Source organism: Bartonella sp. AA74HLJMH, from assembly GCF_042197045.1.
Classification (GTDB): domain Bacteria; phylum Pseudomonadota; class Alphaproteobacteria; order Rhizobiales; family Rhizobiaceae; genus Bartonella.
In genome coordinates, this window is record NZ_JBHIRJ010000002.1 from 169,545 (window position 1) to 196,018 (window position 26,474).

Below are 26,474 nucleotides of genomic sequence, written 5' to 3' on the forward strand. Positions count from 1 at the left end.
AACACATTTTTGTGTTGAAGTTGTGAAAAGCAAAAAATCTTTAATAGTGCCAAACCTTTTTAGCCAGAATATGCTAAAAGAAGGCACGTCTCTTGTATTTTATGACCTTGCTATAAAATATTCACATAGTTTCTTTTAATAAAGAGAATGTCTTAATCATCTTCCCCATCCCATAAAGACGTCTGAAGTGATGAATTGTCTTGAGCATCAGAAAGTTGAGAACGCCTTTGTATAGACGTTGTAGAGGCTGGAGCAGAAAGCCCTAAATGGCTCCAAGCCTTTTCAGTTAGAATGCGTCCACGAGCGGTTCTTTGAATAAAACCTTGTTGGAGCAAATACGGTTCAACAATATCTTCAATGGCATCGCGTGGTTCTGATAAAGCAGCAGCAATCGTTTCAATCCCCACCGGTCCCCCTAAAAAAGTTTCCGCAATCAGGAGCAAGTAGCGGCGGTCAAGCGGATCAAGCCCAAGATGATCAACCTCAAGGCGCGAAAGGGCTTCATCGGCGATTTTTTGGTCAATTTGTTTTGCCTGTTTAACCAGAGCAAAATCACAAACGCGCCGTAAAAGCCGTCCGGCAATACGAGGCGTCCCGCGTGCTCGGCGTGCAATTTCATGAGCACCATCATCACTGATCTTAACGGCAAAAAGTCGTGCATTACGCTGCACAATATATTCCAATTCTTCTATCGTATAAAAATTGAGACGAATTGGGATGCCAAAACGGTCTCGTAGAGGTGTGGTTAAAAGCCCCAAACGTGTGGTTGCTGCCACCAAAGTAAATTTAGCCAGATCAATTTTCACCGAGCGTGCGGCCGGCCCCTCCCCAATGATCAAATCAAGTTGATAATCTTCCATGGCTGGATAAAGAATTTCCTCAATCGCCGGATTTAAGCGATGAATTTCATCAATAAACAAGACATCACGTTCTTCAAGATTGGTCAAGAGAGCGGCTAAATCTCCTGCTTTAGCGATGACCGGCCCTGAAGTAGAGCGAAAATTAACGCCTAATTCTTTTGCCATAATCTGTGAAAGCGTTGTTTTTCCCAACCCCGGTGGCCCTACAAACAAAACGTGATCCAGCGCTTCTTGCCGCGTTTTTGCTGCTTCAATAAATATTTTTAAATTAGCCCGCGCCGCTTCTTGACCAATAAAGTCATCGAGAACTTGTGGCCTCAAGGAACGATCTGGATCGTTAGGAAGGGGGGCGGAACCCAGAAGGCGTTTATCTTCATCTTTATGCATTGTTACCTTGATTTTAAGTAGGAGAAGAAAGCAATTTGAGACTATGGCGGATCAGCAGGGCAGAAGAAACAGTTTCCCCCTCAAGAGCATTCATCGCAAGAGCAAGAGCACGAGATGCATGCTCCCGTTCAAACCCTAGCTTCATCAACGCGGAAAGCGCATCATGCGCAGGTTGATTGGTCATCTCACGCTGAGAAACCGAAACAGTCTTGACAGCTTGTTCAAAGGGGAGTGTTTTACTTTTCAGTTCACCCACAATTCTTTCACTGACTTTTTTACCAACGCCTGGCGCTCGACTAATCATCGCAACATCGTTTAAAGCAATAGCCTGTGCAAGTTCATCTGGCGATAAAGTACCCAAGATTGCCAAAGCAACCTTTGCCCCTACTCCAGGAACATTTTGTAGAAGACAAAACCACTCCTGTTCAGCTCTTGTAGCAAAACCAAAAAGGCGGATTGCGTCTTCCCGAACATGCGTTTCAATAAAAAGGCTTAACGCCTCCCCAACAGAGGGTAAAGAAGGACGCAGCCGATTTGACACAAAAACAACATACCCCACACCGTGAACATCAAGAAGGATATGATCATCAAAGATATGTTCAAGAGTGCCCTTTAATTTGCCAATCATGCTTCCACCCCACTCATATCGCCATCCTTGCCTGATAAGATCGGTCAATACTGTTACGATGCATACTATGACAAAGAGCAAGAGCAAGAGCATCAGCCGCATCACTGCTATCAAATTCAGCCCGTGGGAGAAGAACTTTGACCATCATATGGATTTGTTCTTTAGCCCCATGTCCAACCCCAATAACTGATTTTTTCACTTTGTTGGGCGCATATTCAAAAACAGGAAGATTTGCTTGCGCAGGAACCAGCAGTGCAATTGCACGCGCTTGCCCAAGTTTTAAAGTTGCTGTAGCATCTTTGTTGACAAACACATGTTCTACAGCAGCTTCATGGGGCATAAATTGATGCACAACCTCTGAAAGACCTTTGTGGATCTGACATAGTCTGGAAGCCAGCTCACACTGTACATCAGAAGAAACCGTCCCTGCTGCAATAAACTGAAGACGATTACCCGCAACATCGATAACGCCCCACCCTGTACGCCGTAATCCGGGATCAATGCCTATAATACGAATCGTCTCTGCCATAAACTACAGTCTATACACTTTTCCCCCCTGTGAATAAAGATGTGAATAAAGACAAGACCACAAAGAAACCAGCAACCCAAGACAAAACCAGTAAAAAGATAATCATATCCCCCAAATTTATACAATTATAACACACAACGAACAGCATCTTTATGGAATACACTTTATGAAGCATAACTGAAATCAATCAAAACCATTCACACATCACAAGCAAGCACCCTCTAAAGCATAAAAATTCCCTTTCTATATCATATCCAATGCCATAACGGTTAAACATCGCAAACGAGAAAATAGATCAGTGCTGGATTGCACATTCATAAGTATAAAGAGGCTATGAAACGGATGCTACACACTTTGCGAAAACTTTTTACATTATAGCATGACGCTATCATAACAAGGCAACACGTTGATTTATAAAGATAATTAATTATTTTGTATGTTGCATAAGAATCCCGAATATCCTAAGATTTTCTCATTACAAATCTGTTTATCTTGAATCAATCAAAACCATTCGCTTACATATGAAACGTGGGATTGCCGTATAGAGTGAAACTGTACAAGAAAGGACTAAAAATGCCTCTAATGAATTGTCTCAAGTGCCAAGAGCTTGTCGCAACATTGAGAACTGGAAAATATGATGATAGTGCCGGCTTTTTCCTTTGCAAACGTAAAAATGAGAGAGGCTCAACGAATGTGAATAAGAACTGAGAGGTGTTTTTGAGTATACTCATCACACCACAATGACATTGCGTAGAGAGGGACATTGCATGGGGGCACAGGGAACCCATGGGGCATTCATTATATGGCACTTTATTTTGGATATTTTATTTTACGCGAGGAAAAATAACTTCCATTCAAAACAAAAGAAGCCCCAAAACTGCAACAATGTGTATCATCCTCATTAACACACACTTTACAGCAGCTTTATAGGCATAAATTATAGAGCACAAATAAATTGATGTACAAGCCCCTACTCTATCTTAAAGCCAGATCATTATCAGAGCCAAAACAAAATCACACGATAGATCAACAGAAAGTGTTCCAGCTGCAATCAACCAAAGTCGATTTCCATAAGACCAACCATACTCCATCCCATGCCATATTCGAAATCAATACTTATACACCCCCTCTAAGCTATAAGCTCAAGATATTTCTACGCCAAATAGAAATTAGGCAGAAAAAAACACTCTAGATTAGTTTTAATTGTGAAATTTCGGTTGTAAAAAAAATGGGTATACTGCTCTAAATATCGTAAGAAAGAAGCAAGGAGCTATTCTTCTCAGAACGCCCAAAAGCTGTTTTCAGTAATTCAATTTATTTTCCCACTAGATTATCATCGTTCAAGATAAAGCCGCCGCTTATTGACCAAAGCGCTTAAACTACAGCAGCATCTCTAAATGAAAAAAATGCACGCTTCTAAACGTAATGAATGAGAACAAATTGACGGAAAGTTTCTGGCAATTCATGCCAATGAGGGGTTTCAAGTTCCAATGTCGGTGTATGAAGTGACACTTTTACAATTTCTTTTTTTTATTTGTTCTGATGATATTTCTCCTTCGCACAAAGCAAGGGGAGTCCCTCTAAGAACGCCCAAAGGCTGTTTTGAGCAATTCGATTTGTTTTCCCACTGGATTATCATCTTCTAGAGCACAGGAGGCCGCAGTTTCCCACCCAGCACGCATATAGGTTATCCGCGCTTCTAAACGCAATGAATGAGAAACAAATTGGCGAAAAATTTCTGGCAATTCATGCCAATGAGGGGTTTCAAGTTCCAATGTCGGTGTATGAAGTGACACTTTTACAATTTCTTTTTTTATTTGTTCTGATGACATTTCCCCTTCACGCTCTGCGCGAAGAAGAAGGAGTTGAGAAGCGATTTGCATAAGTCGTGTACTTAAATACATAGCCTCTTTCGCATAGACTGCAGAAACCTCTGCCGAAAGAGAGCGTGCCACTAATTTCCCTTCTGAGTCAATATACGCTGCGGTTTCTTCAATCAGCGCCATTGTTTCTTCATAGAGACGATTAAAAGCATTTTCAAAAGCATTATGCTCAATCATGATAATAGGTTCATCATATGGACGTTTATGTACACTCACGCTTTTATACTCCAAGTATCAGCACAAAATCACACCCCTTAACGAATAGAGTATTAAAAAGTTTCTTTTGTTGCTGTATAGAACGCTTTTTTTTAAAACTGCTACCTCTTTTAATTTTTTTGCGCAACGCACTTTTTATACTAAGGTTAACGTGCCCAACAAACACTACAGGAATATTTTTTATAAACGGATCATTTTCCTTGAAAATGACCACTGCCAAGATTGCCGTTTTTCACAATAATAAGCGACTCCAAATTGCAAAGCAATACCCGTTATTATTAAGAGGGTATCGGAAAAAAACGTTTCTGTCATCACTGTTTTTATAATTTGTCCAAACATCGCAAAAATGGTTCCCGTTACAAAGACCGGTAAACTATGTTTTCCTAAAATTGCTAAAGGATGTTTCTGAGAGACATAAAACCATTTATTGATGCGCGGCAAAGAAAGAATGAGAAAGGCTAATGCAAGAACATGGAGTAAACGTGGCAAGCTTAAAAAGGTTTTATTAAAGTTCACCAATGGGGAAGACCAGCCAAGCCACCCCAAAATGCCCCACCAGTTTAAGCGAACCCATAACAGTGCCAACAAGAGATACGCTGCCGCACAAACAATCCAAAAAGACTGAAAAGCGATTTTTTTTCCTTGTTTAAGCGCTAAAGTACTGGTCAATCCTATGACAAATAAGAATTGCCAAGACAAAGGATTTAAAAACCACTTTCCCTTTAAAGGATAAGAAGGAGGAGCAATTTTGTAAAATCCGCAGATAAGATACAGTGTAAAGGAGCCCAAAAGCAGCCATTTTGTCTGCTTACAACTCAAATAAAGGATAAAAGGCGCAAAAAACATCAAAACGATATAAAGAGGAAGAATATTATTATATCCCAATTGATGCCCAAAGCTTAAGGTACTCAAAAATGCGATACTAGGCTCTTTAAAAAAGAGTCCCACGTTGTTCATCGATAAAAGTTTTTCTGTTCGCCATAATAAAAAGGCAGCAAAAAAAAGACTTAAGGTGACAAAAGTCGTAAAAAGATATGCCCCATAGAGCTGCAGAGCTCTGTACCAAAGTTTTCGGATAATAAAAGCAAAGGATTTTTGCTGTAATCGTCCATGAAAGCTTAACCCAAGAGCAATCCCTGAAAGCAAAACAAACACTTCTGCACAATCAGAAAAACCGAAATTTCTATGAGTAAAAGACTCATAGATCGTTCTGGGAATATGGTTGATGAAAATCGTCAATAAGGCCAAAGAACGAAAAACGTCAATGCGTGTATCACGGCGAAAAGGTTGAGTATTATGCTCAAGAATACCTTGGTATTTCATCAGTGGACTCCCACACGTCACACCCCCCTTGAAGTCCCATAAAAATGGTGCTTACCCTTATTGCCAACAAGCATGAACAGGATGAAATTTTAATTTTTAAGAGTCAAGTTTCATTTTAAGCGTTTATTTTTTTAAAAGCAAAAGTTTTTTAAAGGCAAAAGAACGAAAAGCGTCCATACGTGTATCACAGCGAAAAGGTAACATATTATGCTTAAAAACACTCTCATTTCTCATAAACAGGCTTCCACACACCCACAAATCCTTTAAATTACGTGAAAATGGTGGTCACTTTCATCGCAAATAAGCATAATAGAATGAAACTTTAATTTTTAAGCGTTATTTTTTCTAAGAAACAGGGATTTGACATGACACAACAAAAAAATAAACCAATTGATCCACCTCTTTTCCCTCAGTTGATTTTAACACTTGATGTTCGGCGCAACACCCCACACACATTTTTGCAGCAAATTTTACAAACAAAGTCTTTTGCATGCGTCATCCTCTATGATTCTGAAAAATTGAAAGATGATAGCTCTTTTTTACAACAACAAGCGCAAACTTACGCAGAAGATATTCAACATCATGACGCAGCCCTTCTCATTGCTGATGACAGCCGCATTGCTGGGCGCATAAAGGCTGATGGATTGCACATAGAAGATGATCTTAACGCTCTTGAAAGCTTCAAAAATCAGCAAAAGGAACAAAAAATTATAGGCTTTGGCAATTTACGCAATCGCCATAGTGCTATGCTTGCAGCGGAAACAGGTGTTGATTACCTGTTCTTTGGAAAACTCGGTGCTGATAAAAAACCCCAAGCGCACCCCCGCAATCTCCAGTTAGCAACATGGTGGGCAGAAATTATGCAAACCCCCGCCATTATCCAAGCAGGAAGCGATTTTTCAACCTTTGATGAAGTCTTAAAGACTGGATGTGAATTCATTGCTGTAGAAGAAGTCATTTTGGGGAACGACAACCCCTTAATACTGCTTAAAACAATGCAAGAAAAATGTGAAAACACCCCCTTGTAATATAGGAGACATACATAAGCCGCTGATAAAACCCCATACACTCACTCATGCAATACCCAGTGAACATAGCGATAAGTAAAAGCTACGAAAATCCCTGCCATAGTTCAAGCAGGAAACAATTTTGCACTCTTTGATAAAATCTTAAACACCACATATGAATTCATTGCTGTAGAAGAAGTGATTTTGGGGAACGACAACCCCCTGATGATACTTAAAATGATAAAAATAAGGGAAAAACCAAAGCACTTTCAAAAAAACAGTACACTGTCTCAAATTAAATTAGAGATTTTAGTTACTAACAATAACAATAATTAATAATAATAATAATAATAATAGTAGTAGTTATAGATTACTTAATATAAAAATAAATAATTTTTAATTAAGGGATATTGTAAATGTAATTAACAGTAATTACATGAGTTATTGTTTCATAAATTATTATTCAACAAATTTTATCAATAAAAAATGTATTATACAGTTTTTAAATTAAAAAGGGGAGAAAATGAAAAATACAAAAAATATTGATTTTGACTATATTTATAGTTCATTTGTTTCAAGATTTTATTGGAAATGTAACTATTTTAAAAACGTATTTTCACCTTTCTATATAGAGAAAAGTCTTTTTAAACATGGCATGTTAGGTCTTTTTGAGGATGAAACACAGGGGTTTTTACTGTTACCATGTGAAGCTCACTTACAAGAAGGAGAACCAACAGAATACAAATGCAGTGGGAATGGCTATTCAAAAATAATTAATAAAGAGAATATTGTCATTCTTAGAAATGGTATATCTAGTGATATTCCATCTTTAATAGCTAAAAAATATGCAGAGAGGACATATAATATATTTCAAAATCATGGTATTGTAGCGCGAACATTAAAAAATGCGGTTTCATTCCCCATAAGTCCTGAAAGCCCTATACAAAATTTAGAAAACTTGCGAAAGCACCTAGAAACTTCAATCTCTGTAGCTGATCCTGGAAGCCTTATACAAAATTTAGAAGATTTGTGGCAACAACGAGACGACTTGCTTAATGAAGCTTTCTCAATATTAGGATTAAAAAAAGGAGATAATTTTATACGCTGTGTACATGCAAGAGAGACTTTTGTGAAAAATTGTAAAGATCGTTTTAATTTTGATATTAGTTTTAAAAGCCAATATGAATATCAGGAAGAATTATCCTCTCGCTTACGGTAAAATCAAGCACCATTAATTGTCATTAGGATGTGAAAATCATAGTAGTAAAATAACTAAGCTTTGCTTTAATGAGGGGCTCTCCGCCTCTCATTAAAAAGCTGTAAGTTACAAAAACTTTTTTCATTTTTACTGCAATCTCCTAAAATCACTTTATTCCCCCTATAATCACTTTATCATTGAGCAAATGTTTTTTATCGCATACACAACACCTAGGAAGGGTTTGAAACAACTTCTTGCATATTAAAATGGGAGAGATTTTTCAATTTTAAAAGAAGCTTGTATACTACCATTGTCCGAGCATCTGTACCTATATTGTCAAAGTGAGAGAGTGCTAAGATTGCGGGAAATCATAGCGCATCCAAATTATCTTATATTGTATCGAGTAGCTGCAAAATAAACTGAGATTTTAACCGTAGTACACGCCCGCCGTAAATTTCCTAACTCCATTTGATTTGATGAAAAACGCAATACCTCTCACGAGAAAAACACTATTTTAATTTTTATTGTAAATTTCCTAAAATTACTTTATGAATTAGAAGATGTTTTGGTCGCATACGCAACGATCAATAGGGCCTTGAAAACCCGAAAACTCAAACATGAATTTATCCCACTTTGTGGGTATCCCGGAATTCCGGGAGTTTTTGCTATGTCCAGGTGCTTTAAGCACTAAAAGCAAAAAGGCTGATTTGAGTTCAGTATTTTCAAGCTCCCGGAATACTCATGCGAGGGCGCTCGCAACCGGCGGGGAAAAATGCAATCTCAAAATCTTAATATTGATCTTTTTATTGGCAAAAAAATTCGTTTGAGACGAAAAATGCTAAAAATGTCTCAAACAACTTTAGGGCACGCTTTAGGTGTCACTTTCCAACAAATTCAAAAATATGAAAACGGCTTAAATCGTGTCAGCGCAGGGCGTTTAATGGAAATTTCTGATATTTTGAATGTTCCTATTGCCTTTTTTTACGCGGATATCATTACAAAACACCAGCCCCCGTATCATCATGATGAAATCGCATCAAGCACAGAGGAATACCTGCTGCTCAAAAGATTTAGAGTTCTAACAACGGTAAAAAAGAAAGCCTTTTTACAGCTGATCTCTGATGAGAATGCAAGCTAACATCACACGGATAGCGTGCGCTATTCATAAGCATTCATACGTATTTTAAAAAGCAACCTCCATTGTAAGCATTTTTTCATTTTAGGGGGAGAAGCCATTGATATAATAGAAGATAAGCATCTTTACATACGATAACCTCTCATCATTATTATTTTTAACAGGACTGTATTATTTTTAACAGAACTGTTTTAAACAGTCTGTCTCTCGTCGACATTTATGCTACTTTTTTAACTTACCCAACCCTACCTTGAACCAAGACGAAAAACTGAGAGATAAAAAGTAATATAGAAATGAGATTCTTATACGGCTTGTAATGATGAAAAAAAAATGTGAAAATTCTGATTGGTAATGAGGAGAAAACACCATGATCAAGAGAAGCGTGAAGCTGCTTATCTTAGGCGTGATTGGGCTTGCAAGTTCTGCTGTAAGTTCAGCGGGAAACACTGAAGAAATCTCAAATTCTGAAAGCTCTTTCAATACGATTCAAGAAGCTTCAAACACTCAAGAACCCTTTCAGCCCTTAAAAGCTGGAGACTATGATCAAGCCTATGACTATTACATCCAAGGTTATTATTTAAAAGCTTTTCGTGAAGCACTCCGACGTGCTGAAAAAAATGATCCTTTTGCACAAACTCTTCTTGCCAGAATTTATATGGAGGGATGTGCTGTCCCTATTGACGGTGCGCGTGCTGCTTTATGGTTTGAACGCGCCGCAAAACAGGGGGAACCGCAAGCACAACTACGCTATGGACTTATGTTGTTTGATGGTCACTTTATAAAACAAAATCAAAAACTTGGCGAACAGTTCATTCAAAAAGCTGTCAATGCAGGCGTCAAGGAAGCCTATTTTTATTATGGACAACTGCTTCTTTATAAAGCCTCACAGGAAAAACAAGCTCTCCCCGGTGTTTCTTCCCAAAGTCGTGAAAATGAAGCAATAGAGCAAGCCTTAAAATGGTACTTAAAAGGTGCTGCTCTTGGGGATGCTGAAGCGGCTTTTTCTGCTGCAAAAATTCTTTCCTTAGGCACATTAAAACGCCCAAAAGATGATCGCAATGCCCGCAAGCTCATGGAAGTAGCAGCTCAAAACAACCACTTAAAAGCTCAACTTCATTTAGCACAATGGCTTGTACAGGGGCGTGGAGGAGAAACAGATTTTCAGCGTGCTTTTCATTTACTTCACAGAAATGCCGTCAACATGATTGCACCAGCACAGATTTCCCTTGCAAGGCTTTATCGAGATGGCACAGGAACAAAAGGCGATATAATAATGGCAGCGGCATGGTATATGCTCGCAAAGGAAGCAAAAATGCAAGCTCCTGATCTTGAAATAATGCTCCAAGGCATGGACAAGACACAACTAGAAAAAGCGCACAAAGAAGCAATAAAGCTCCTTCCTGTTTTTTAAAATACTCCTCTCTGCTTCAAAAAGATAAAATTTATAGAAATTCCGGGAGATTTTGCTCTGTCCAGGTGCTTTAAGCACTAAAAGCAAAAAGGCTGATTCGAGGTCAGTGTTTTTAGACTCCCGGAATACCAACGCGAGGGCGCTCGCAACCGGCGGGGGCTTTAAAATGCGAGCCAAAAATCTTGATAATGACATTTTCATTGGTAAAGAAAACGCACTGGTATCATTTGCTTAACAAACAATATCCAATAAGCAAAAGAGCTAGACTATCCCGAAAATTCCGCAAGCTCTATTTTTTCATTCTTTTTGCTTGGACGAAAAACACGCCGTCTCTTATAAAAAAACTATTTTTTATTGCCAAGCCTCCGAAATTACTTTACATATTTAAAGGTATTTTTGATCGTATACGCAACGATCAACGGGGATTAAAAACCCTAAGGTCCGATACATAAAAATGAACCCACTCTGTGGGTATCCCGGAATTCCGGGAGATTTTGCTATGTCCAGGTGCTTTAAGCACTAAAAGCAAAATGCTGATTCGGACTCAGTGTTTTTAACTCCCGGAATACCAATGCGAGGGCGCTCGCACTCGGAGGGGGCTTTAAAATGCGAGCCAAAAATCTTGATAATGACATTTTCGTTGGCAAAAAAATTCGTTTGAGACGAAAAATGCTAAAAATGTCTCAAAAAACATTAGGTCAACATTTAGGTGTTACTTTCCAACAAATCCAGAAATATGAAAACGGCTTAAATCGTGTCAGCGCAGGGCGTTTAAAAGAAATTGCCGATATCTTAAATGTTCCACTTGTCTTTTTCTATGCGGACACCTCAGCAAAACAACAGCTCCCATACCCTCATGATGAAATCGCATCAAGTACAGAAGAATACCTGCTGCTCAAAAGATTTAGAGTTCTAACAACGGTAAAAAAGAAAGCCTTTTTACAGCTGATCTCTGATGAGAATGCAAGCTAACATCACGCGATAGCGTACGCTATTCAAAGCCCCCCTTGTGAACACTTTATTGCTTAAATGCAAAACATGCCACCCCTCCATTTTAAGAAACGACACGTTAAGAGACGCTATTTTAATTTTTATTGTAAATTTCCTGAAATTACTTTATGAATTAAAAGATGTTTTGGTCGCATACGCAACGACCAAAAGGGGCCTTGAAAACCCTAAGTTCTAGCGTAAAGATGAACCCACTTTGTGGGTATCCCGGAATTCCGGGAGTTTTTGCTATGTCCAGGTGCTTTAAGCACTAAAAGCAAAAAGGCTGACTAGAACTCAGTATTTTCAAGCTCCCGGAATACCAACGCGAGGGCGCTCGCAACCGGCGGGGGCTTTAAAATGCGAGCCAAAAATCTTGATAATGACATTTTCGTTGGCAAAAAAATTCGTTTGAGACGAAAAATGCTAAAAATGTCTCAAAAAACATTAGGTCAACATTTAGGTGTTACTTTCCAACAAATCCAGAAATATGAAAACGGCTTAAATCGTGTCAGCGCAGGGCGTTTAAAAGAAATTGCCGATATCTTAAATGTTCCACTTGTCTTTTTCTATGCAGATATCTTAACAAAACAACAGCCCCCGTACTCTCATGATGAAATCGCATCAAGTACAGAGGAATACCTACTTTTAAAAAGATTTAGAGTTCTAACCTCGATAAAACAAAGAGCCATTTTACAATTACTCTCTGATCAAAATGAAAGCTTTTAACATCATGACATAGGGCTCTCTATTCTTGACTTGCCTCCCACCCCTCAAAGGACAGAAGCCCCTTCCCTATCCAGTTGGGAAACAATCCGTCTTCTCAGAACAGAACTCTTTTAGCTTCCCATTTTATGTGGTTCATTTCACAAAATTATCCGGACAAGCTCCCCCTCAAATATTCACCACACACTCTCATAAAAACATCACATGTGCAAAGTTTTATGTCTTATAGCACCACACCTCAAACGACAGTATTTTACAGCAAACAGAATAAGCATTCATACGTATTAAAAAAGATAGCCCTCAAAAAGCAATGCTTGAAAATTTTTTTGATCAATCTGGAATAACACTTAACACATCATTTTATAATAGAGATGGAGGACATGATCTTAACATGCAAACGCAAAAAATTGCTTTTTTATCATAATCACTAAAAGCAGCAGTTTATTAAAATATACGCCACCAGAAGCACTTCAAGCAGCCTTTACAGCTGAAACCATTATTCATTGATTAATTAACCGATTGATTAGATACCGATATGTTGTTAATGTGCTATGCGTAAAGTTGCTCTTATTTCTGGAAGAGGAGCTTCGCAAATAAAGAGCAACAATAAGTAAGGGGAATTAAAGATGTTAAAATATTTATTGCTGTCACCGGTTGTGTTGGTGGCAGGTTGCGCATCTGTAGGCAGTTATTCATCAAATTATGTTGATCAAAGTCTTACAAAGCGTCAGGCACAATTAGTTGCTAACAAATTTATTAGCGATATCAAGAGACCTCTACCACCAGCTACAACCACACTTCTTATAAAGAAAAATAATACAGCAGACAACTTTACTCCTTTATTTATCAATCTGTTGCGACGGAATGGATATAATGTGATCTATACAGATCAACCTCAAAAGCAACAAAACATGGGTGTGAATTTGAGGTATAGAATAAAATTAAATAGTAGCACTATAGTGTCTCTTTTTCAGTATAGTGTGAACGGAGAACTACGTGCTCATATAAGTACTCAGCCCAGATGAACCCGCTATTTAATGTAAACATACTCTATATTTTACACGTAAAGACTTAAAAGCTCTTGCGAAAGGCAAAGAGATTTGCATCTCAATAAAAACCCTCATTTTTAGCCAGAAAAGAAAAATACTAAAAATAATGAAAATGCCCCACACCCTAGTGAATTGTTACGCGAAGATGTAAATGCAAAACTTGGACTATCTGTGATTGAAGCAGCTGAAGAGTTTTCTATATCCCGTGTAGCATTTTCTAGGGTCTTGGTAAAATCCTTATAACGACATTTTCAGTGGCAAATTCATTGGCAAAAAAATTCGTTTGAGACGAAAAATGCTAAAAATGTCTCAAACAACTTTAGGTTAACATTTAGGTGCCACTTTCCAACAAATCCAGAAATATGAAAACGGCTTAAATCGTGTCAGCGCAGGGCGTTTAAAAGAAATTTCTGATATCCTAAATGCTCCACTTGTCTTTTTCTATGCTGATATCTTAACAAAACAACTGCCCCCGTACTCTCATGATGAAATCGCATCAAGTACAGAAAAATACCTGCTGCTCAAAAGATTTAGAGTTCTAACCTCGATAAAAAAGCCTTTTTACAGCTGATCTCTGATAAGAATACAAACGAACACCCTGTGACAACATACACCACGCTCTATCCCATGAGACACTCATAATAAACTCCGTATTCACATATTCATCACATATTCTTAATTAAAAACACCTCATGGTTTTAGGGAACTTATATCATTGCCATCAATTATACCATTGCCATCAATGATGATATTTTACGACACAACGGGATAAATTTCCCCAAAAATTCTAAAAAATTTTTGTGCAAATTTTTAAAAAGCTTGCGTCTGAGCGCTTTTTATGGTCTTGCAAAGAGCTGAAAAGCAAAAATACATAAAGGTCCTTTTTTACTTAAGCTTTTCTCTTTGCAAAAAGCAGGAGAAAGCCCATAAAGAGCACACAGGACCATGAGAGAGCAGCAAGGTTAATCAAAGGGATTTTAGCCCGAAAATAACAAAAGAGCTTGACCGTTAAAGGCAGCAAAGAAAAGCGCCATAAAGACAACAAGAAAGTTCTTTTTGCAAGAATAGAATTGGATAGAAACGATGAAAATTAATGGCAATGAAATTCGCCCTGGTAATGTGATCGAACATCAAGGAAGCTTATGGGTTGCTGTTAAATGCAACGCTGTAAAACCAGGAAAAGGTGGTGCATTTAACCAAGTTGAAATGAAAAATTTGATTGATGGTACAAAACTTAATGAGCGATTTCGCGCTGCTGAGACAGTTGAACGCGTGCGCCTTGAACAAAAAGATTTCACCTTTCTTTATCAACAAGGGGATGCTTTGGTCTTTATGGATTCAGAATCTTATGAACAACTAGAACTTCAAAAGGATTTTGTTGGTGAACGTGCTGCGTTTCTCCAAGATGGGATGACTGTCACAGTTGAACTTTATCAAGAAAAGCCTATTGGCATCTCACTTCCTGATCAAGTTGCTGTCACGATTGCGGAAGCCGATCCTGCCATCAAAGGACAAACGGTTACCTCCTCTTATAAACCCGCCATTCTTGAAAACGGAATTCGTATTCTTGTTCCCCCCTTTATGAATGCTGGTGAACGTATCATTGTAGACACCAATGAGTTGATTTATTTGCGTCGTGCAAATGAAAAAGATAAATAAAGGAATAAAAAATGGCCCATTCTGCAGTCATGAATGTCATGGTGCAAGCTGCAATGAAAGCAGGACGCTCGTTGGTACGTGATTACGGTGAAGTGCAAAATTTGCAAGTGTCTTTGAAAGGACCAGCAGATTATGTCAGCCAAGCAGATCGCAAAGCGGAAAAAATTATTTTCAATGAATTAAGCAAAGCGCGCCCCAAATTTGGTTTTCTGATGGAAGAGTCAGAAGAAATCATTGGAGAAGATTCACAACACCGTTTTATTGTTGACCCTTTAGATGGCACCACAAATTTTCTCCATGGCATTCCTTTTTTTGCTGTTTCCATTGCCTTAGAAAGCCAAGGAAAAATCGTTGGTGGTGTCATTTACAATCCCGTGAGTGATGAACTCTTTACCGCAGAACGCGGGTGTGGTGCTTTTTTCAATGACCGCCGCTGTCGCGTTTCTGCTCGACGCAGACTAGAAGATTGTGTCATTGCCACAGGAATGCCTCATTTTGGTCGCCCAAATCATGGAACCTACCTTATTGAATTACGTAATGTGATGGCAGAGGTTGCCGGACTTCGCCGTTTTGGGGCTGCTGCTCTTGATTTAGCTTATGTGGCTGCTGGAAGAACCGATGGCTTTTGGGAAGATAACCTGCAAATTTGGGATATGGCTGCTGGAATACTGATGGTTCGTGAAGCCGGTGGTTTTGTCACCGATAAAGAAGGCGGCAACAATATATTTCGCAAAAAAAATATCATTGCCGGCAATGAACACATTCGCCTAAAATTAGAAAAAACCCTCAAAAAAGGCATTTAAGCCTAAAAAAATCCAGCAGATTACCTCAGCCAAGCAGATCGCAAAGCGGAAAAAATTATTTTAAATGAATTAAGCAAAGCGCACCTCAAATTTGGTTTTCTGATGGAAGAGTCAGAAGAAATCACTGGAGAAGATTCACAACACCGTTTTATTGTTGACCCTTTGAGATGGCACCACAAATTTTCTCCATGGCATTCCTTTTTTTGCTGTTTCCATTGCCTTAGAAAGCCAAGGAAAAATCGTTGGTGGTGTCATTTACAATCCCGTGAGTGATGAACTCTTCACCGCAGAACGCGGGTATGGTGCTTTTTTCAATAACCGACGCTGTCGCGTTTCTGCTCGACGCAGACTGGAAGATTGTGTCATTGCTACAAGCATGCCTCATTTTGGTCGTCCAAATCATAGAGCCTATCTTATTGAATTACGCAATATAATGATGGAAGTTACTGGACTGCACTGTCTTAGCGCTGCTCTTGAGTTTATCTTATGGTACCGCGGGAAAAACCGATAGCTTTTGGGAAGATAACCTGCACATTTTTAATAAAACTACCAGCATACTAATGGTTCGCAAAAACGGTGGTTTTGTCACCGATAAAGAAGGCGGCAGCGATATATTTCGCAAAAACACATCATTGCTTGCAATAAACACATTCGCATCAAACTATAAAAAAAACTTCAAAAAAGCATTTAATTCTTACAGTTTTTTACAAAACCCTTAGAACCTTAAACAAACACATGAAGAAAGAGTTTTTAATTTTCTTTACAGAAAACGATAGGAAATAACTGATTAGATAGTGACAAAAAACATCACCACGAACAAAAAATGTACTTGCTATACCCCCCACAAAAGCAATCCCCAATAGCTTACCTTATTGACGTTTCTGTTATTCAAATTCCCCTGCAAACAAGCAGCAAAAGGCAATAAACACAAATCCCATCATAACCAAACGCCCCAAAAAGCAATTATCGAACCTGAGGCAAAAGCCTCTCCTACTTCTCTTGAGAGATCATTCTTACACTGCGCGCAAAAATATTGACTCTAGAAGAGCCCACTCTCTCCTTTTTGGTAAGAGCTGCTCTACATTACTCTCACTGCTTATCAATATGTTTCACCACCGCGTGTGATAACAGAGGTTTCAGTAAATTCACCGATTCATACAATTGTTATCAGCTTCTCCTTCTTTTCAGCATTATTCTAAAGTATGTATCAAATAGGCATGGGATTTATAAAAATGCACATTTTTGTTCTCGAGAATTGCTTCTTGAAATTCGCTCACGAACTGTTCTTGATCTTTTTTGATAGCCTCTTCCAGTGCATTTACCTTTTCATCACCGAAAATGATTTTTAATTTTTCTTTTGAATTTCCTATTTTGACAAGCATTTTCCAAAAGATCCATTGATTATCACATTTCTTACTTGACCACTTCATCCATTCTATGACTCCTAATTTATAGGCTTTTTCATATGTTGGAGTCTCTTTAGAAATACGCAACCCCTTTTTCTTTTCTTTATCTTTCTCTCTACAAACATCAATGTCATTTCTAACCGTAGAGTAACGACAATCCTTATCAAAGGCAATATATCCTTCTTTTACCGTATCAATAAGCTGCTTATAGTAAATAAAAGTTTTTCTTGCCGCTTTATAAGCACTGGAAATATCATACAATAATGCTAGAAGCTCTCTTTTACGAATGCATAGTAATTTAGCATCTCTAGGCAGACTAAGATACCAACAAGACAGTATCTCTTCTAGCGTTTCATATTCTGTATATTTAGGTATATCTTCATAATAAATTTCCAAAGACTTTAACTCTTCATAGTATCCTGAAGCCTTGTCTTGTAGTTGCTGTTCATATTCAGCCATAATCATATCATCAACCATATATAAACACCAATGAAGCGACAACATTGTATGTTTATATCGTTTTTTTTTCGTAAGAGGATCTACAAACTTTTGCAAAGTGATCCTATTCTTTCTCATCAATCGCACTGCTTTTAGATAAGTTTCCTTAAAAGTGATTATGAACGCATTTATTTTTTTGATATGTTCATCAGTCAGTTCTTTTGTCAGCGCCTTTTCATACAAAAACCACGCTTCTCCATATCCTTGCATACAAATATCTTTTACCATCAAAGGCCATTGTCCGCTCGATTCAGAAGATAGCCAATGTTCAGGATTTTTTATCTCCAGTAAATCTCTTTCCCAATGCTTTGCTTCTTCATCCCATTGTTTAATCCATTTTGGCGATATTTTTTGAGTTTTTTTAACAAGCCTTTGTTCCCATTGTGCAATAATATTTTGGTATATCGCGCACTCTCGATCTTTTAGCTGCAGTAATTTTTCAAACTGTTCAAGTTGTTCATTTAATTTCTTTTTCTGATAATTTGCTAACCAAAGACTATAGATTATGCTCCCTATTATAACTATTCCTACTATAACTATGAAAGTATCGTGATCACTCATTCTTGCTTTCTTCTATCCTCACCAACATTTAACGCAGCTCTTTTATCGACTTCTCGATATTGCATCATTATGTGTATATCTGATTTGAAAATCACTACATATTCTATTTTAATAAAAACAATACACAAAATATAGATGTTTTTATTGGTGAAATAAAACAATTTGTATTTAATAATGCTGTTTTAATGATTTATGTACTTTAAAGAAAAGCCTTATAAGCCCTCAAAATGCATGATCCATGAAATATTGATTTTCAAAGTAATAAAAACCTTAACTCAACCAAACAACAAAACAAACTGCGTGCTTTGTTCGCACTGTTTTATAACATCAATAAAAAGCGCCTCTCTGCCTATTTAGCAGTTCTTCTTTAAGTAGCCCAGCACCATCATACTCTTATGCCAGCGCCCCCCGTTGTGATAGCCCCTAAAACTTGAGACACTTCATGAAGAAGACTTATTCTTTCTTTAAGTATTTTTACTTCACGCGAGCTCTCTCTGCTTGCAGCATGCAAGAGAAATGGTTTTGATTAATGCAACATAACCAAATTTGAAACGAGAAATTCCATGTAAGATCTTTCATGAAAAACAATGAGTTATCATTATAAATCAACGTGACAGTGCTGTTATGAAGAGAGCTCTCCCCTTAATTATTCATAGAGATTAACGTGGCATCGTTTTACATTCTATACACAGAAGTGTCTTTATAAAAATGTCAGGCAGAAAAAAGAACAGCCCGTTAAAAAAGAAAAACACCTCAATGCTTGCCTTTCTTTTTTCCATGAGAGTTTCAAATTGATAAGCCTGTCTGAAAAGAATACTGTTTATGCCCTTAAAGATACTGCTCTTGTATCAAGATCACTTACTCAGATGAAAATTGCAGTTGAGCCAAATGCGCATAAACATTATTTTTTATAATGAGTTGTGTGTTCCTTCTTCCACAAAAGCGCCTTTATCCATCACGAGAATACGATTAGCTTTTAAAATTGTTGCCAAACGATGTGCAATGACCAGGATTTAGGATTTTGTATCAATCCTTCTAAGGTATCTTGCACCAACTTTTCACTGTTTGCATCTAAAGCAAATCTTGCTTCATCAAGTGGCAACATTTTGATTTATAATAATAATTCATTGTCTTGTATGTTGAATGAGAATCCCGAATACCGTAGGATTCTCTCATTTCAAACCATGTTCCATGGTGAACCAATCAAAACCATGTCTTTTGCACGTACCAAGCGGAGAGAGCCCGCGTGAATAAAAAAACTATTAAGAAAGGACTTAAAATGCCTATAATAAATCATCTCAAATGCCAAGGGCTGTAGCAACATCCACGAGTTGGCAGATATAATGATGGTGCCGGCTTGCAACAAGAGGGGTGCATTTCTTAAAATCGCCCGTGCAATATCAATGCGTTGTTTTTGCCCCCAGAAAGCATAGTACCACGTTCTTCTACTTGCGTATCAAAGACGTTTTGTAAAGCTTGAATAAATTCAAATGCATTGGCAGCTTTAGAAGCGGCAAAAATTTTCTCTCCATGGGTATGTTCAGTTCCAAAAAAGAAGAAAAGTTTGCAATTATTTTATTTCAAGTCTTTATACTCTAGGGAAGAAAGGATTTATGCGTATATTTCAAAATGATTTTTGAATTTAAAAAACGCAACCACAATGATTTATAGACCCATCTGTTTATGTCGGATGCGTTTTTGAATTAATATTTAAAGTGCACTCTTTGATAGGATCAAAAACTCATCGTTTGCAATCGTTTTGTTTAAAACCCTTGTACCCCATAAAAAGGAGGCTTTTACATGCCAATATTACCAAAACGATTTTTGAATTTAGAAAGACGACCACCACGATCTACGAGTGTTTGGGAGCCACCTGTCCATGCCGGATGCGTTCTTGGATCAATATCTAGATTAAGAGTATCGCCTTCTTTTCCCCAAGTAGAGCGCGTCGTATATTGGGTTCCATCCGTCATAACAACGGTAATTTTGTGATAGTTGGGGTGAATATTCGCTTTCATGCGTCAAACCTTTTGCGTTTATAGAATGAAATAGCACTTGCTTGTTTTTTTAAGTGCACTTCCTTTGTCTTTTTGATACATTGATTTAAAGTATTTATTCCTATAACTGAGCACGCATCAAAAAACAAGTGTTCAAGATACATCATTGTATCAAGTGTTACAAATCCAATACAGTGAGCAAAATTTTATGACATTACGTTCTCGTTCAGAAAAATCGACAAAGTCTTCCCCTAAAAAATCTTCATTCTCTTCGCTTGCAATTTTTGTTCCTTATCTTTTGCGCTATCGTTGGTTGTTTATCTTTGCTTTTCTAGCGTTATCTGTTGCTGCTCTTGTCACATTAGCTTTGCCTGTGGCTATCCGCCAAATGTTTGATCATGGGTTTTCTACTTCAAGCCATGGACATATTAATTTTTACTTTGGAATTTTGTTTATCTTAGCCTTGTTTCTCGCATTTGCTTCAGCAGCCCGTTATTACTGTGTTATCACCTTAGGAGAACGGATTGTTGCCGATTTACGGCGTGATGTGTTTGTCCATATTATGAAACTTTCTCCTGCTTTTTTTGATCGATCACATTCAGGAGAGATTGTTTCAAGGCTTCTAACAGATACCACACAAATAAAATTAGCTGTGGGCTCTACCGCCTCTACCGCATTGCGTCAGCTGATTATCGTGATCGGAGCCGTCGTGATGATGGTGATCACCAATGCTAAATTGTCTTTGTTGGTTTTAGCGGCTATTCCTGTTGTGGCCATTCCCTTGGTAGTCTTTGGACGTAAAGTTCGCTCTCGTACCCGCGCGGCGCAAGATCGTCTCGCAGATGCCAATGCTGTTGCTACAGAGCAGGTAAGTGCTATTCGCACTGTGCAAGCTTTTACCGCTGAAAAACTCGTTACAATACGTTTTTCACAATTGATAGAACGTGCTTTTCAAACAGCACGTGCTTCTGTAATCTTGCGCTCCTTTTTTACGGGGTTTGCAATTTTTTTGGTTTTTAGCAGTGTGGTTGCTGTTTTATGGATTGGATCGCGTGATGTTTTGAATGGAACGATGACAGGAGGGACATTAGGGCAATTTGTCCTTTATGCGGTTTTTGGAGCTTCTACTTTTGCGCAATTATCGGAACTGGGAGCAGAATTAATCCAAGCAGCAGGCGCTGCTGAACGGCTTGCCGAATTGTTACAAGAACAACCTACTATTGTAGCTCCTAAAAATGCTTTATCATTAGAGCAACCTGTTCGAGGTGAACTTGTTTTTGATCAGGTTGATTTTACCTATCCTTCTAGACCACAAGAGAAGGTTTTACGCTCGCTTTCATTTTCTGTAAAAGCAGGCGAAACGGTTGCTTTTGTTGGGGCTTCCGGAGCAGGAAAAAGCAGCATTTTTTCTTTGATCCTTCGTTTTTATGATCCGACAAATGGAACAATTCGGTTGGATGGCATAGAAATTAATCGCCTTTCTTTACAAGATTTACGCAGTGCAATTTCCTATGTTCCACAAGATGTTGCTATTTTTGATGGAACATTGCGTGATAATATTATTTTTGGAACTGAAAATACCCATGAAGAAGAAATCCTTGCTGCTGCTAAAGCGGCTAATGCACTTGAATTTATTCAAGCTTTACCAGATGGCTTGGATACGCAAGTAGGAGAACGCGGTACCATGCTTTCTGGGGGACAAAAACAACGCATTGGTATTGCGCGGGCAATTTTAAGAAATGCACCCCTGTTGCTGCTTGATGAAGCAACATCTGCTTTAGATGCAAACAGTGAAAAGTTGGTGCAAGACGCCTTAGAAGGGTTGATGCAAAACCGCACAACCTTGGTCATTGCACATCGTTTGGCAACAATTTTAAAAGCAGATCGCATTCTTGTTATGGATAAAGGCGCCCTTGTGGAAGAAGGAACCCATGCCGAACTTGTGGCAAAAAATGGCGTTTATGCTTACCTCGCAAAATTGCAATTTTCACCCGAATAAGTAATCTTGATACAAGAGCAATATCTTTAAGGGCATAAACAGCACTTTTTTCAGACAGGCTTATCAATTTAAATCTCTCATGGAAAAAAGAAAAGCAAGCATTGAGATGTTTTTCTTTTTTAACGGGCTGTTCTTTTTTCTGCGCAAGATGGAGTATTTTTATAAAGACACTTCTGTGTACAGAATATAAAATAACACCCAGTTAAATCTCTATGGGCTATTAAGATGTGCAAGGAGTTCTCTTCATAACAGCACTGTCACGTTGATTTATAAGGATAATTCATTGTTTTTCATGAAAGATCATGAATACCATAGGATTTTCTCATGTCAAACCCTCATAGTGAGTCAAACAAAATCTCTTGGCTTGCTCATCACAAGCAGAGTTGGCGTGTGAAGTGAAACGGTACAAGAAAGGAATAAAATACCTCTCTTGCCCCTTTACGTTCTAAGGGCTGTCAAAACATTGGGGCGCTGACAAAAGAGTATACGCTGGCAAAGAGTATAATGGTGCTCGCTTGCTGAAACCCTTACGCGGCTCACTTGATAGGCTCTAGGGACACAAGCACTACCCTAAAGACTGACCACACTCTTTAAAAAAACTGAATATGAAAATTTTTTCATGCCCTCTCTCACCGCTCTAAACAATAGTGTTTACCGAAAATCATGACAAATTGTAATTCACAAATACGCTTCTCTCTATTGCAAGAATATCCTTTTATTCTCTTTCAAACACACGAACACTTTTTGAATATTGTTTGCAGATTCATATTATTGAAAAAGAGCAAAGACTTTTTTAGCACTTTTGGGCTTCTTATAACTTTGTGAGAGCACATGAGCAACAGCTTTTATAATAAACCGGCTTTTGGCAAAATTGTAAAATTTTATCAAATTTATTGTTTGTAAATATCACCACGACCACTGTTCTGCTCTTGCAGACATCGCAACCTCAAAACACCGTTCTCTTTGCTCATAAATTGTCTCTCCAGCTCTCTCTTTCAGGCATAGCCCATAAAAATAAGGATAGAGTACTTCGATTGAACACCATCTTCTCACCCCCTCCAAGCCCCATATATTTTACAGCTCTCAATTTTATAGCACCCCCTATCATGCTTTAAGAAGGCACATTAACGATGATAAGAACATATACAAAGAAGATATATCTTTAGGGTATTTATGTTTAAAAGCTTGCACTAAATCATAATTTTTTTGTATAGCGAGCCAAGCATATGCAGAACTGACACCCTAACCATTTCAAACCATTCAACTGTTTCAGGAACAGATAAGCCAAGTTCTACGATTATATCTTCAACCACGAATTCACCGAAGTACGGAGGATTTTCACCATTTTTTAGCGCTCCCTCTTCAGTGATCCTCTCGATAATTAACTCATTCAGCATCTATACCAGCAAAGCGAAATATTACGTGCTAATTTTCCTTTACATTCATTAGCCAAGCCCCCTCAAAATGACCTTTTAATAAATAGAGCTAAAAGGATAAGTCTTCAAAACCATTTGGTGAGATAGCTATATCAAGAGCACCTAAAATACGCCTTAGTTTCTAAGATAGGCAACTTCCCCCCTTTATCGTATCAGTCTTGTAGAACTTTAAACCCTTTATCTTCAAATCAAAAAATCATAATTGGATTATATTGCATAAAGATGCTTTTTCTCATTTTTCCATTTAACACACGATAAGTTACCATTTAGGCACGATGAGAAGCTTGCCCCTTATATCATGATTTCAGAACCGCATGAGAAGAATAAAAGATGATGTGGCTTAATAAGAGAGTTTGTTCATAAGCCGTTTGGGTATCTTAAGGTCAAGGATGCCGTTAGGCGCACCGCCCTTGTAAAGGGTTGCCTTGAGGCTTAAGGACCCAAGGCTTGTTAGTCCATTCATTAAACGCGGGTTTGATGTTATGATTTTGGAGAGCGATTATTAAGAATTTGAGAGGCAGACAGCCTCTCATTTTTATTTGTATGCAAACGAATTGCACTCTATTTATTCAGGGAGAATAAGAACATACCCAGGAGGTGCTAAACGGAACAAGAGAGCGTCGTAACCCCACGCAGCATACAGGGAGCAAATAGAAAAAATGCCTTCACCAATTGCTAAAAGTAATGTGAGCGATATACCGGCTTCATCTGCTGTTGCTTCGCGGCGTTGTAAGTAGTATCCGACAAAAAAGAAAAAGCACGTTATTCCACTCGCACCTGCAAAGAAGCTTAGTACGGCATGAACCGGTCCACGTATGTTGAACAGGATAAGAAAAATTGTGAAAGTAAATACTGTAAAGATCCCTTCGAATACCCCACGCACCATATTGCACAATTTTCGCATCATAATTGCAGAAAAGCTCTGTTCTGCGTATCGATTTTTTCTTTTGATGCTTGTATTCTTAGAAGATATACTGTTATTCTTAGAAGATATACCGTCCACAATTCCCCCCGTTTTAAGCCAAGATGCTATGAAGTTAATCACTTTTAATTATATCATCAAAAAATACAAGAAAAATTTATCCATTTTAATGAAAAAATAGGTGTTTTATTGAGGTGCAAATCTATTTTCTTTCGCAAGAGTTATTCAATTCGCTCGTTAATAGAAAGTCTACCCCCATTGAAGAGGAAGATGTCCTGATGCTCAAAAACTTCATAAGCTGTATTCCAATCCGCTCAGAAATCGCAACTCTCTAATCTACCCGCTTAATCCACCTTTGAAACTGCAATCAAATGAATTCTGCCGATGACAAGTAATGATAACATGAAAAAGAAAAAATATCACAATATCAAACTCTTCAATACAGTATGAGCTTTATGATTTTCACGCAAAAAGTAAGTACCACCTCATGAACGACACCATACTAAAGTGCTGTGCATTCACAAATTTCCTAGCATTATCTCCCCTTCTCGAAATTGCACCTCTCCCGCAATTTTATCTCTCGATAGCACCCATTAAAGACTTTTAAAAGGTCCAAGGAAAAAACTCTCTGAGAAAGCTTTCAAGCCTAAAATGCCCCCGCCATTTTTATCATGATGAGGGCACAAAAAATCACGCAGAAATATGAAAAATCTCTCCGCATTTAAAAACAGGGCTTGTGCTTCAAGCGCACGCTTTTTCTTGTTCTTTTGTCCATTGTCCCAAAGCCGCAAGATGGTTCATCCGAGCCCGATGACGAAAGGCCTTCTGTGCAACAGCAATATTTTCATCTTTTCCCGCCCATGCTTTTAAGGCAGCTGCTTGCAGTGCTCGTCCATAGGAAAAGGTCAATTTCCAAGGCAATACGCCCAAAGAATTCATAGCAGATAAATGCGCCGTTGCTTCCTGATCAGACTGCCCTCCAGAAAGAAAAGCAATTCCTGGAACAGCAGCAGGAACAGTCTGTTTAAGCACTTGGACGGTCTTTTCAGCAACTTCTTCAACAGAAGCCTTGCGTGCATCCTTTCCATCAATCACCATATTGGGCTTTAAAATCATCCCCTCCAAAAGAACACGAGCTTCAAACAATTCTTTAAAGACAGCCTGCAAAACAGTGCGTGTCACCTCAAAGCAGCGTGTAATTGAATGCCCACACGATGATCCATCCATCAACACTTCCGGCTCAACAATGGGCACAATATTGAACTCCTGACATAAGGCAGCATAGCGTGCAAGAGCTTGTGCATTTTGTCTTATGGCGCCTCTTGTTGGCAAAGTGTATTCATCAATAGCAATTACCGCACGCCATTTAGCAAAACGTGCTCCCAAAGCATAATAATCTTTTAGCCGCTCACGAAGACCATCCAACCCTTCGGTAATTGTCTCTTGGGGAAAAGCAGCCAAGGGTTTTGCACCGGTATCAACTTTAATCCCTGGCAAAGCGCCTGAATCCCGAATAAGATCCGTCAACATTTTCCCAGTTGATGCTTTTTGCCGAATGGTTTCATCAAATAAAATAACCCCAGAGATGGCGTTTTCCATCGCTTCTTTTGTACTAAAAAGCATTTCACGATAAGCACGGCGCTTATCTTCATTGGATTCAACACCAATGCTTTCAAAACGCTTTCCAATGGTCGCCGTACTTTCATCTGCCGCCAAAATACCTTTACCCGCATGCACCAAAGCAAGTGCAATATCTTCAAGCCGTTCATTCATAAAAAATTCCTCTTATTTTGTCTTAATTTCTAAAAATGCGCAACACTATCAAAACACTCTACACGACCGTATAGTTTTTCT

General features: G+C 38.3%; 20 protein-coding genes and 3 pseudogenes. 12 read left to right on the top strand and 11 right to left on the bottom strand.

Annotated elements, in window-relative coordinates; genetic code table 11:
* Positions 1-152 precede the first annotated feature (152 nt).
* From ruvB to ACFINH_RS02355, 5 genes are all read right to left on the bottom strand, one after another.
* A complete protein-coding gene (gene ruvB / locus ACFINH_RS02335) occupies positions 153-1,247 on the bottom strand; it encodes a Holliday junction branch migration DNA helicase RuvB (RefSeq protein ID WP_375613207.1) in 1,095 nt (364 codons plus the stop codon).
* Positions 1,248-1,260: 13 nt separating this feature from the next.
* Positions 1,261-1,875: a Holliday junction branch migration protein RuvA gene (gene ruvA / locus ACFINH_RS02340; protein ID WP_375611757.1), complete on the bottom strand. Its 615-nt coding sequence runs from the start codon at positions 1,873-1,875 to the stop codon at positions 1,261-1,263.
* Positions 1,876-1,888: 13 nt separating this feature from the next.
* Entirely contained in the window at positions 1,889-2,404 is a 516-nt protein-coding gene (ruvC, locus tag ACFINH_RS02345) for a crossover junction endodeoxyribonuclease RuvC (RefSeq protein WP_375613206.1), read from the bottom strand.
* Between the two features lie 1,580 nt (positions 2,405-3,984).
* A complete protein-coding gene (locus ACFINH_RS02350) occupies positions 3,985-4,503 on the bottom strand; it encodes a DUF1465 family protein (RefSeq protein ID WP_273790470.1) in 519 nt (172 codons plus the stop codon).
* Between the two features lie 180 nt (positions 4,504-4,683).
* Entirely contained in the window at positions 4,684-5,826 is a 1,143-nt protein-coding gene (locus ACFINH_RS02355) for an OpgC family protein (RefSeq protein WP_375632044.1), read from the bottom strand.
* Between the two features lie 365 nt (positions 5,827-6,191).
* Here ACFINH_RS02355 and ACFINH_RS02360 point away from each other — a divergent pair, with 365 nt between their 5' ends.
* From ACFINH_RS02360 to ACFINH_RS02410, 11 genes and pseudogenes are all read left to right on the top strand, one after another.
* A complete protein-coding gene (locus ACFINH_RS02360) occupies positions 6,192-6,854 on the top strand; it encodes a thiamine phosphate synthase (RefSeq protein ID WP_375632046.1) in 663 nt (220 codons plus the stop codon).
* A gap of 502 nt (positions 6,855-7,356) precedes the next feature.
* The gene (locus ACFINH_RS02365) at positions 7,357-8,052 is read left to right on the top strand and encodes a hypothetical protein (RefSeq protein ID WP_375632048.1); all 696 of its coding nucleotides are present in this window, start codon (positions 7,357-7,359) and stop codon (positions 8,050-8,052) included.
* A 751-nt stretch (positions 8,053-8,803) separates the two neighbouring features.
* Positions 8,804-9,169 carry a helix-turn-helix domain-containing protein gene (locus tag ACFINH_RS02370; RefSeq protein ID WP_375632050.1) on the top strand — a complete coding sequence of 122 codons (366 nt, stop codon included), beginning with the start codon at positions 8,804-8,806 and terminating at the stop codon, positions 9,167-9,169.
* A 364-nt stretch (positions 9,170-9,533) separates the two neighbouring features.
* Positions 9,534-10,577, top strand: coding sequence for a tetratricopeptide repeat protein (locus ACFINH_RS02375; RefSeq protein WP_375632052.1), 1,044 nt, complete (start codon positions 9,534-9,536; stop codon positions 10,575-10,577).
* A 606-nt stretch (positions 10,578-11,183) separates the two neighbouring features.
* Positions 11,184-11,549, top strand: a complete 366-nt coding sequence (locus ACFINH_RS02380; protein ID WP_375620996.1) for a helix-turn-helix domain-containing protein — start codon at positions 11,184-11,186, stop codon at positions 11,547-11,549.
* Positions 11,550-11,924: 375 nt separating this feature from the next.
* The gene (locus ACFINH_RS02385; protein ID WP_375632054.1) at positions 11,925-12,293 is read left to right on the top strand and encodes a helix-turn-helix domain-containing protein; all 369 of its coding nucleotides are present in this window, start codon (positions 11,925-11,927) and stop codon (positions 12,291-12,293) included.
* 623 nt (positions 12,294-12,916) lie between these two features.
* Positions 12,917-13,315: a hypothetical protein gene (locus ACFINH_RS02390; RefSeq protein ID WP_375632056.1), complete on the top strand. Its 399-nt coding sequence runs from the start codon at positions 12,917-12,919 to the stop codon at positions 13,313-13,315.
* 271 nt (positions 13,316-13,586) lie between these two features.
* Positions 13,587-13,981, top strand: a pseudogene (locus tag ACFINH_RS02395) (helix-turn-helix domain-containing protein).
* Positions 13,982-14,422: 441 nt separating this feature from the next.
* Positions 14,423-14,998, top strand: coding sequence for an elongation factor P (gene efp, locus ACFINH_RS02400; RefSeq protein WP_015856958.1), 576 nt, complete (start codon positions 14,423-14,425; stop codon positions 14,996-14,998).
* An 11-nt stretch (positions 14,999-15,009) separates the two neighbouring features.
* Positions 15,010-15,801 (top strand): inositol monophosphatase family protein, encoded by a 792-nt coding sequence (locus ACFINH_RS02405; protein ID WP_375617860.1) that lies wholly within the window; start codon positions 15,010-15,012, stop codon positions 15,799-15,801.
* A 6-nt stretch (positions 15,802-15,807) separates the two neighbouring features.
* Positions 15,808-16,465, top strand: a pseudogene (locus tag ACFINH_RS02410) (inositol monophosphatase family protein); the annotation flags it as partial.
* A gap of 526 nt (positions 16,466-16,991) precedes the next feature.
* Here the strand turns inward: ACFINH_RS02410 and ACFINH_RS02415 are convergent.
* From ACFINH_RS02415 to rpmE, 3 genes and pseudogenes are all read right to left on the bottom strand, one after another.
* On the bottom strand, positions 16,992-18,266 hold the full coding sequence (locus tag ACFINH_RS02415) for a hypothetical protein (RefSeq protein WP_375632058.1): 1,275 nt from the start codon (positions 18,264-18,266) through the stop codon (positions 16,992-16,994).
* Between the two features lie 858 nt (positions 18,267-19,124).
* A pseudogene (locus ACFINH_RS02420) lies at positions 19,125-19,371 on the bottom strand (ABC transporter); the annotation flags it as partial.
* A 691-nt stretch (positions 19,372-20,062) separates the two neighbouring features.
* Positions 20,063-20,284: a 50S ribosomal protein L31 gene (rpmE, locus tag ACFINH_RS02425; protein WP_005774581.1), complete on the bottom strand. Its 222-nt coding sequence runs from the start codon at positions 20,282-20,284 to the stop codon at positions 20,063-20,065.
* Between the two features lie 187 nt (positions 20,285-20,471).
* On the opposite strand from rpmE, the gene ACFINH_RS02430 reads away from it, so the two are divergent.
* The gene (locus ACFINH_RS02430) at positions 20,472-22,262 is read left to right on the top strand and encodes an ABC transporter transmembrane domain-containing protein (protein ID WP_375621002.1); all 1,791 of its coding nucleotides are present in this window, start codon (positions 20,472-20,474) and stop codon (positions 22,260-22,262) included.
* Between the two features lie 1,190 nt (positions 22,263-23,452).
* On the opposite strand, the gene ACFINH_RS02435 is transcribed toward ACFINH_RS02430, so the two are convergent.
* From ACFINH_RS02435 to ACFINH_RS02445, 3 genes are all read right to left on the bottom strand, one after another.
* Positions 23,453-23,659: a hypothetical protein gene (locus tag ACFINH_RS02435; RefSeq protein ID WP_375632060.1), complete on the bottom strand. Its 207-nt coding sequence runs from the start codon at positions 23,657-23,659 to the stop codon at positions 23,453-23,455.
* Between the two features lie 604 nt (positions 23,660-24,263).
* On the bottom strand, positions 24,264-24,701 hold the full coding sequence (locus tag ACFINH_RS02440; protein ID WP_375632061.1) for a hypothetical protein: 438 nt from the start codon (positions 24,699-24,701) through the stop codon (positions 24,264-24,266).
* 660 nt (positions 24,702-25,361) lie between these two features.
* On the bottom strand, positions 25,362-26,393 hold the full coding sequence (locus ACFINH_RS02445) for a class I fructose-bisphosphate aldolase (protein ID WP_375632062.1): 1,032 nt from the start codon (positions 26,391-26,393) through the stop codon (positions 25,362-25,364).
* Positions 26,394-26,474 lie beyond the last annotated feature (81 nt).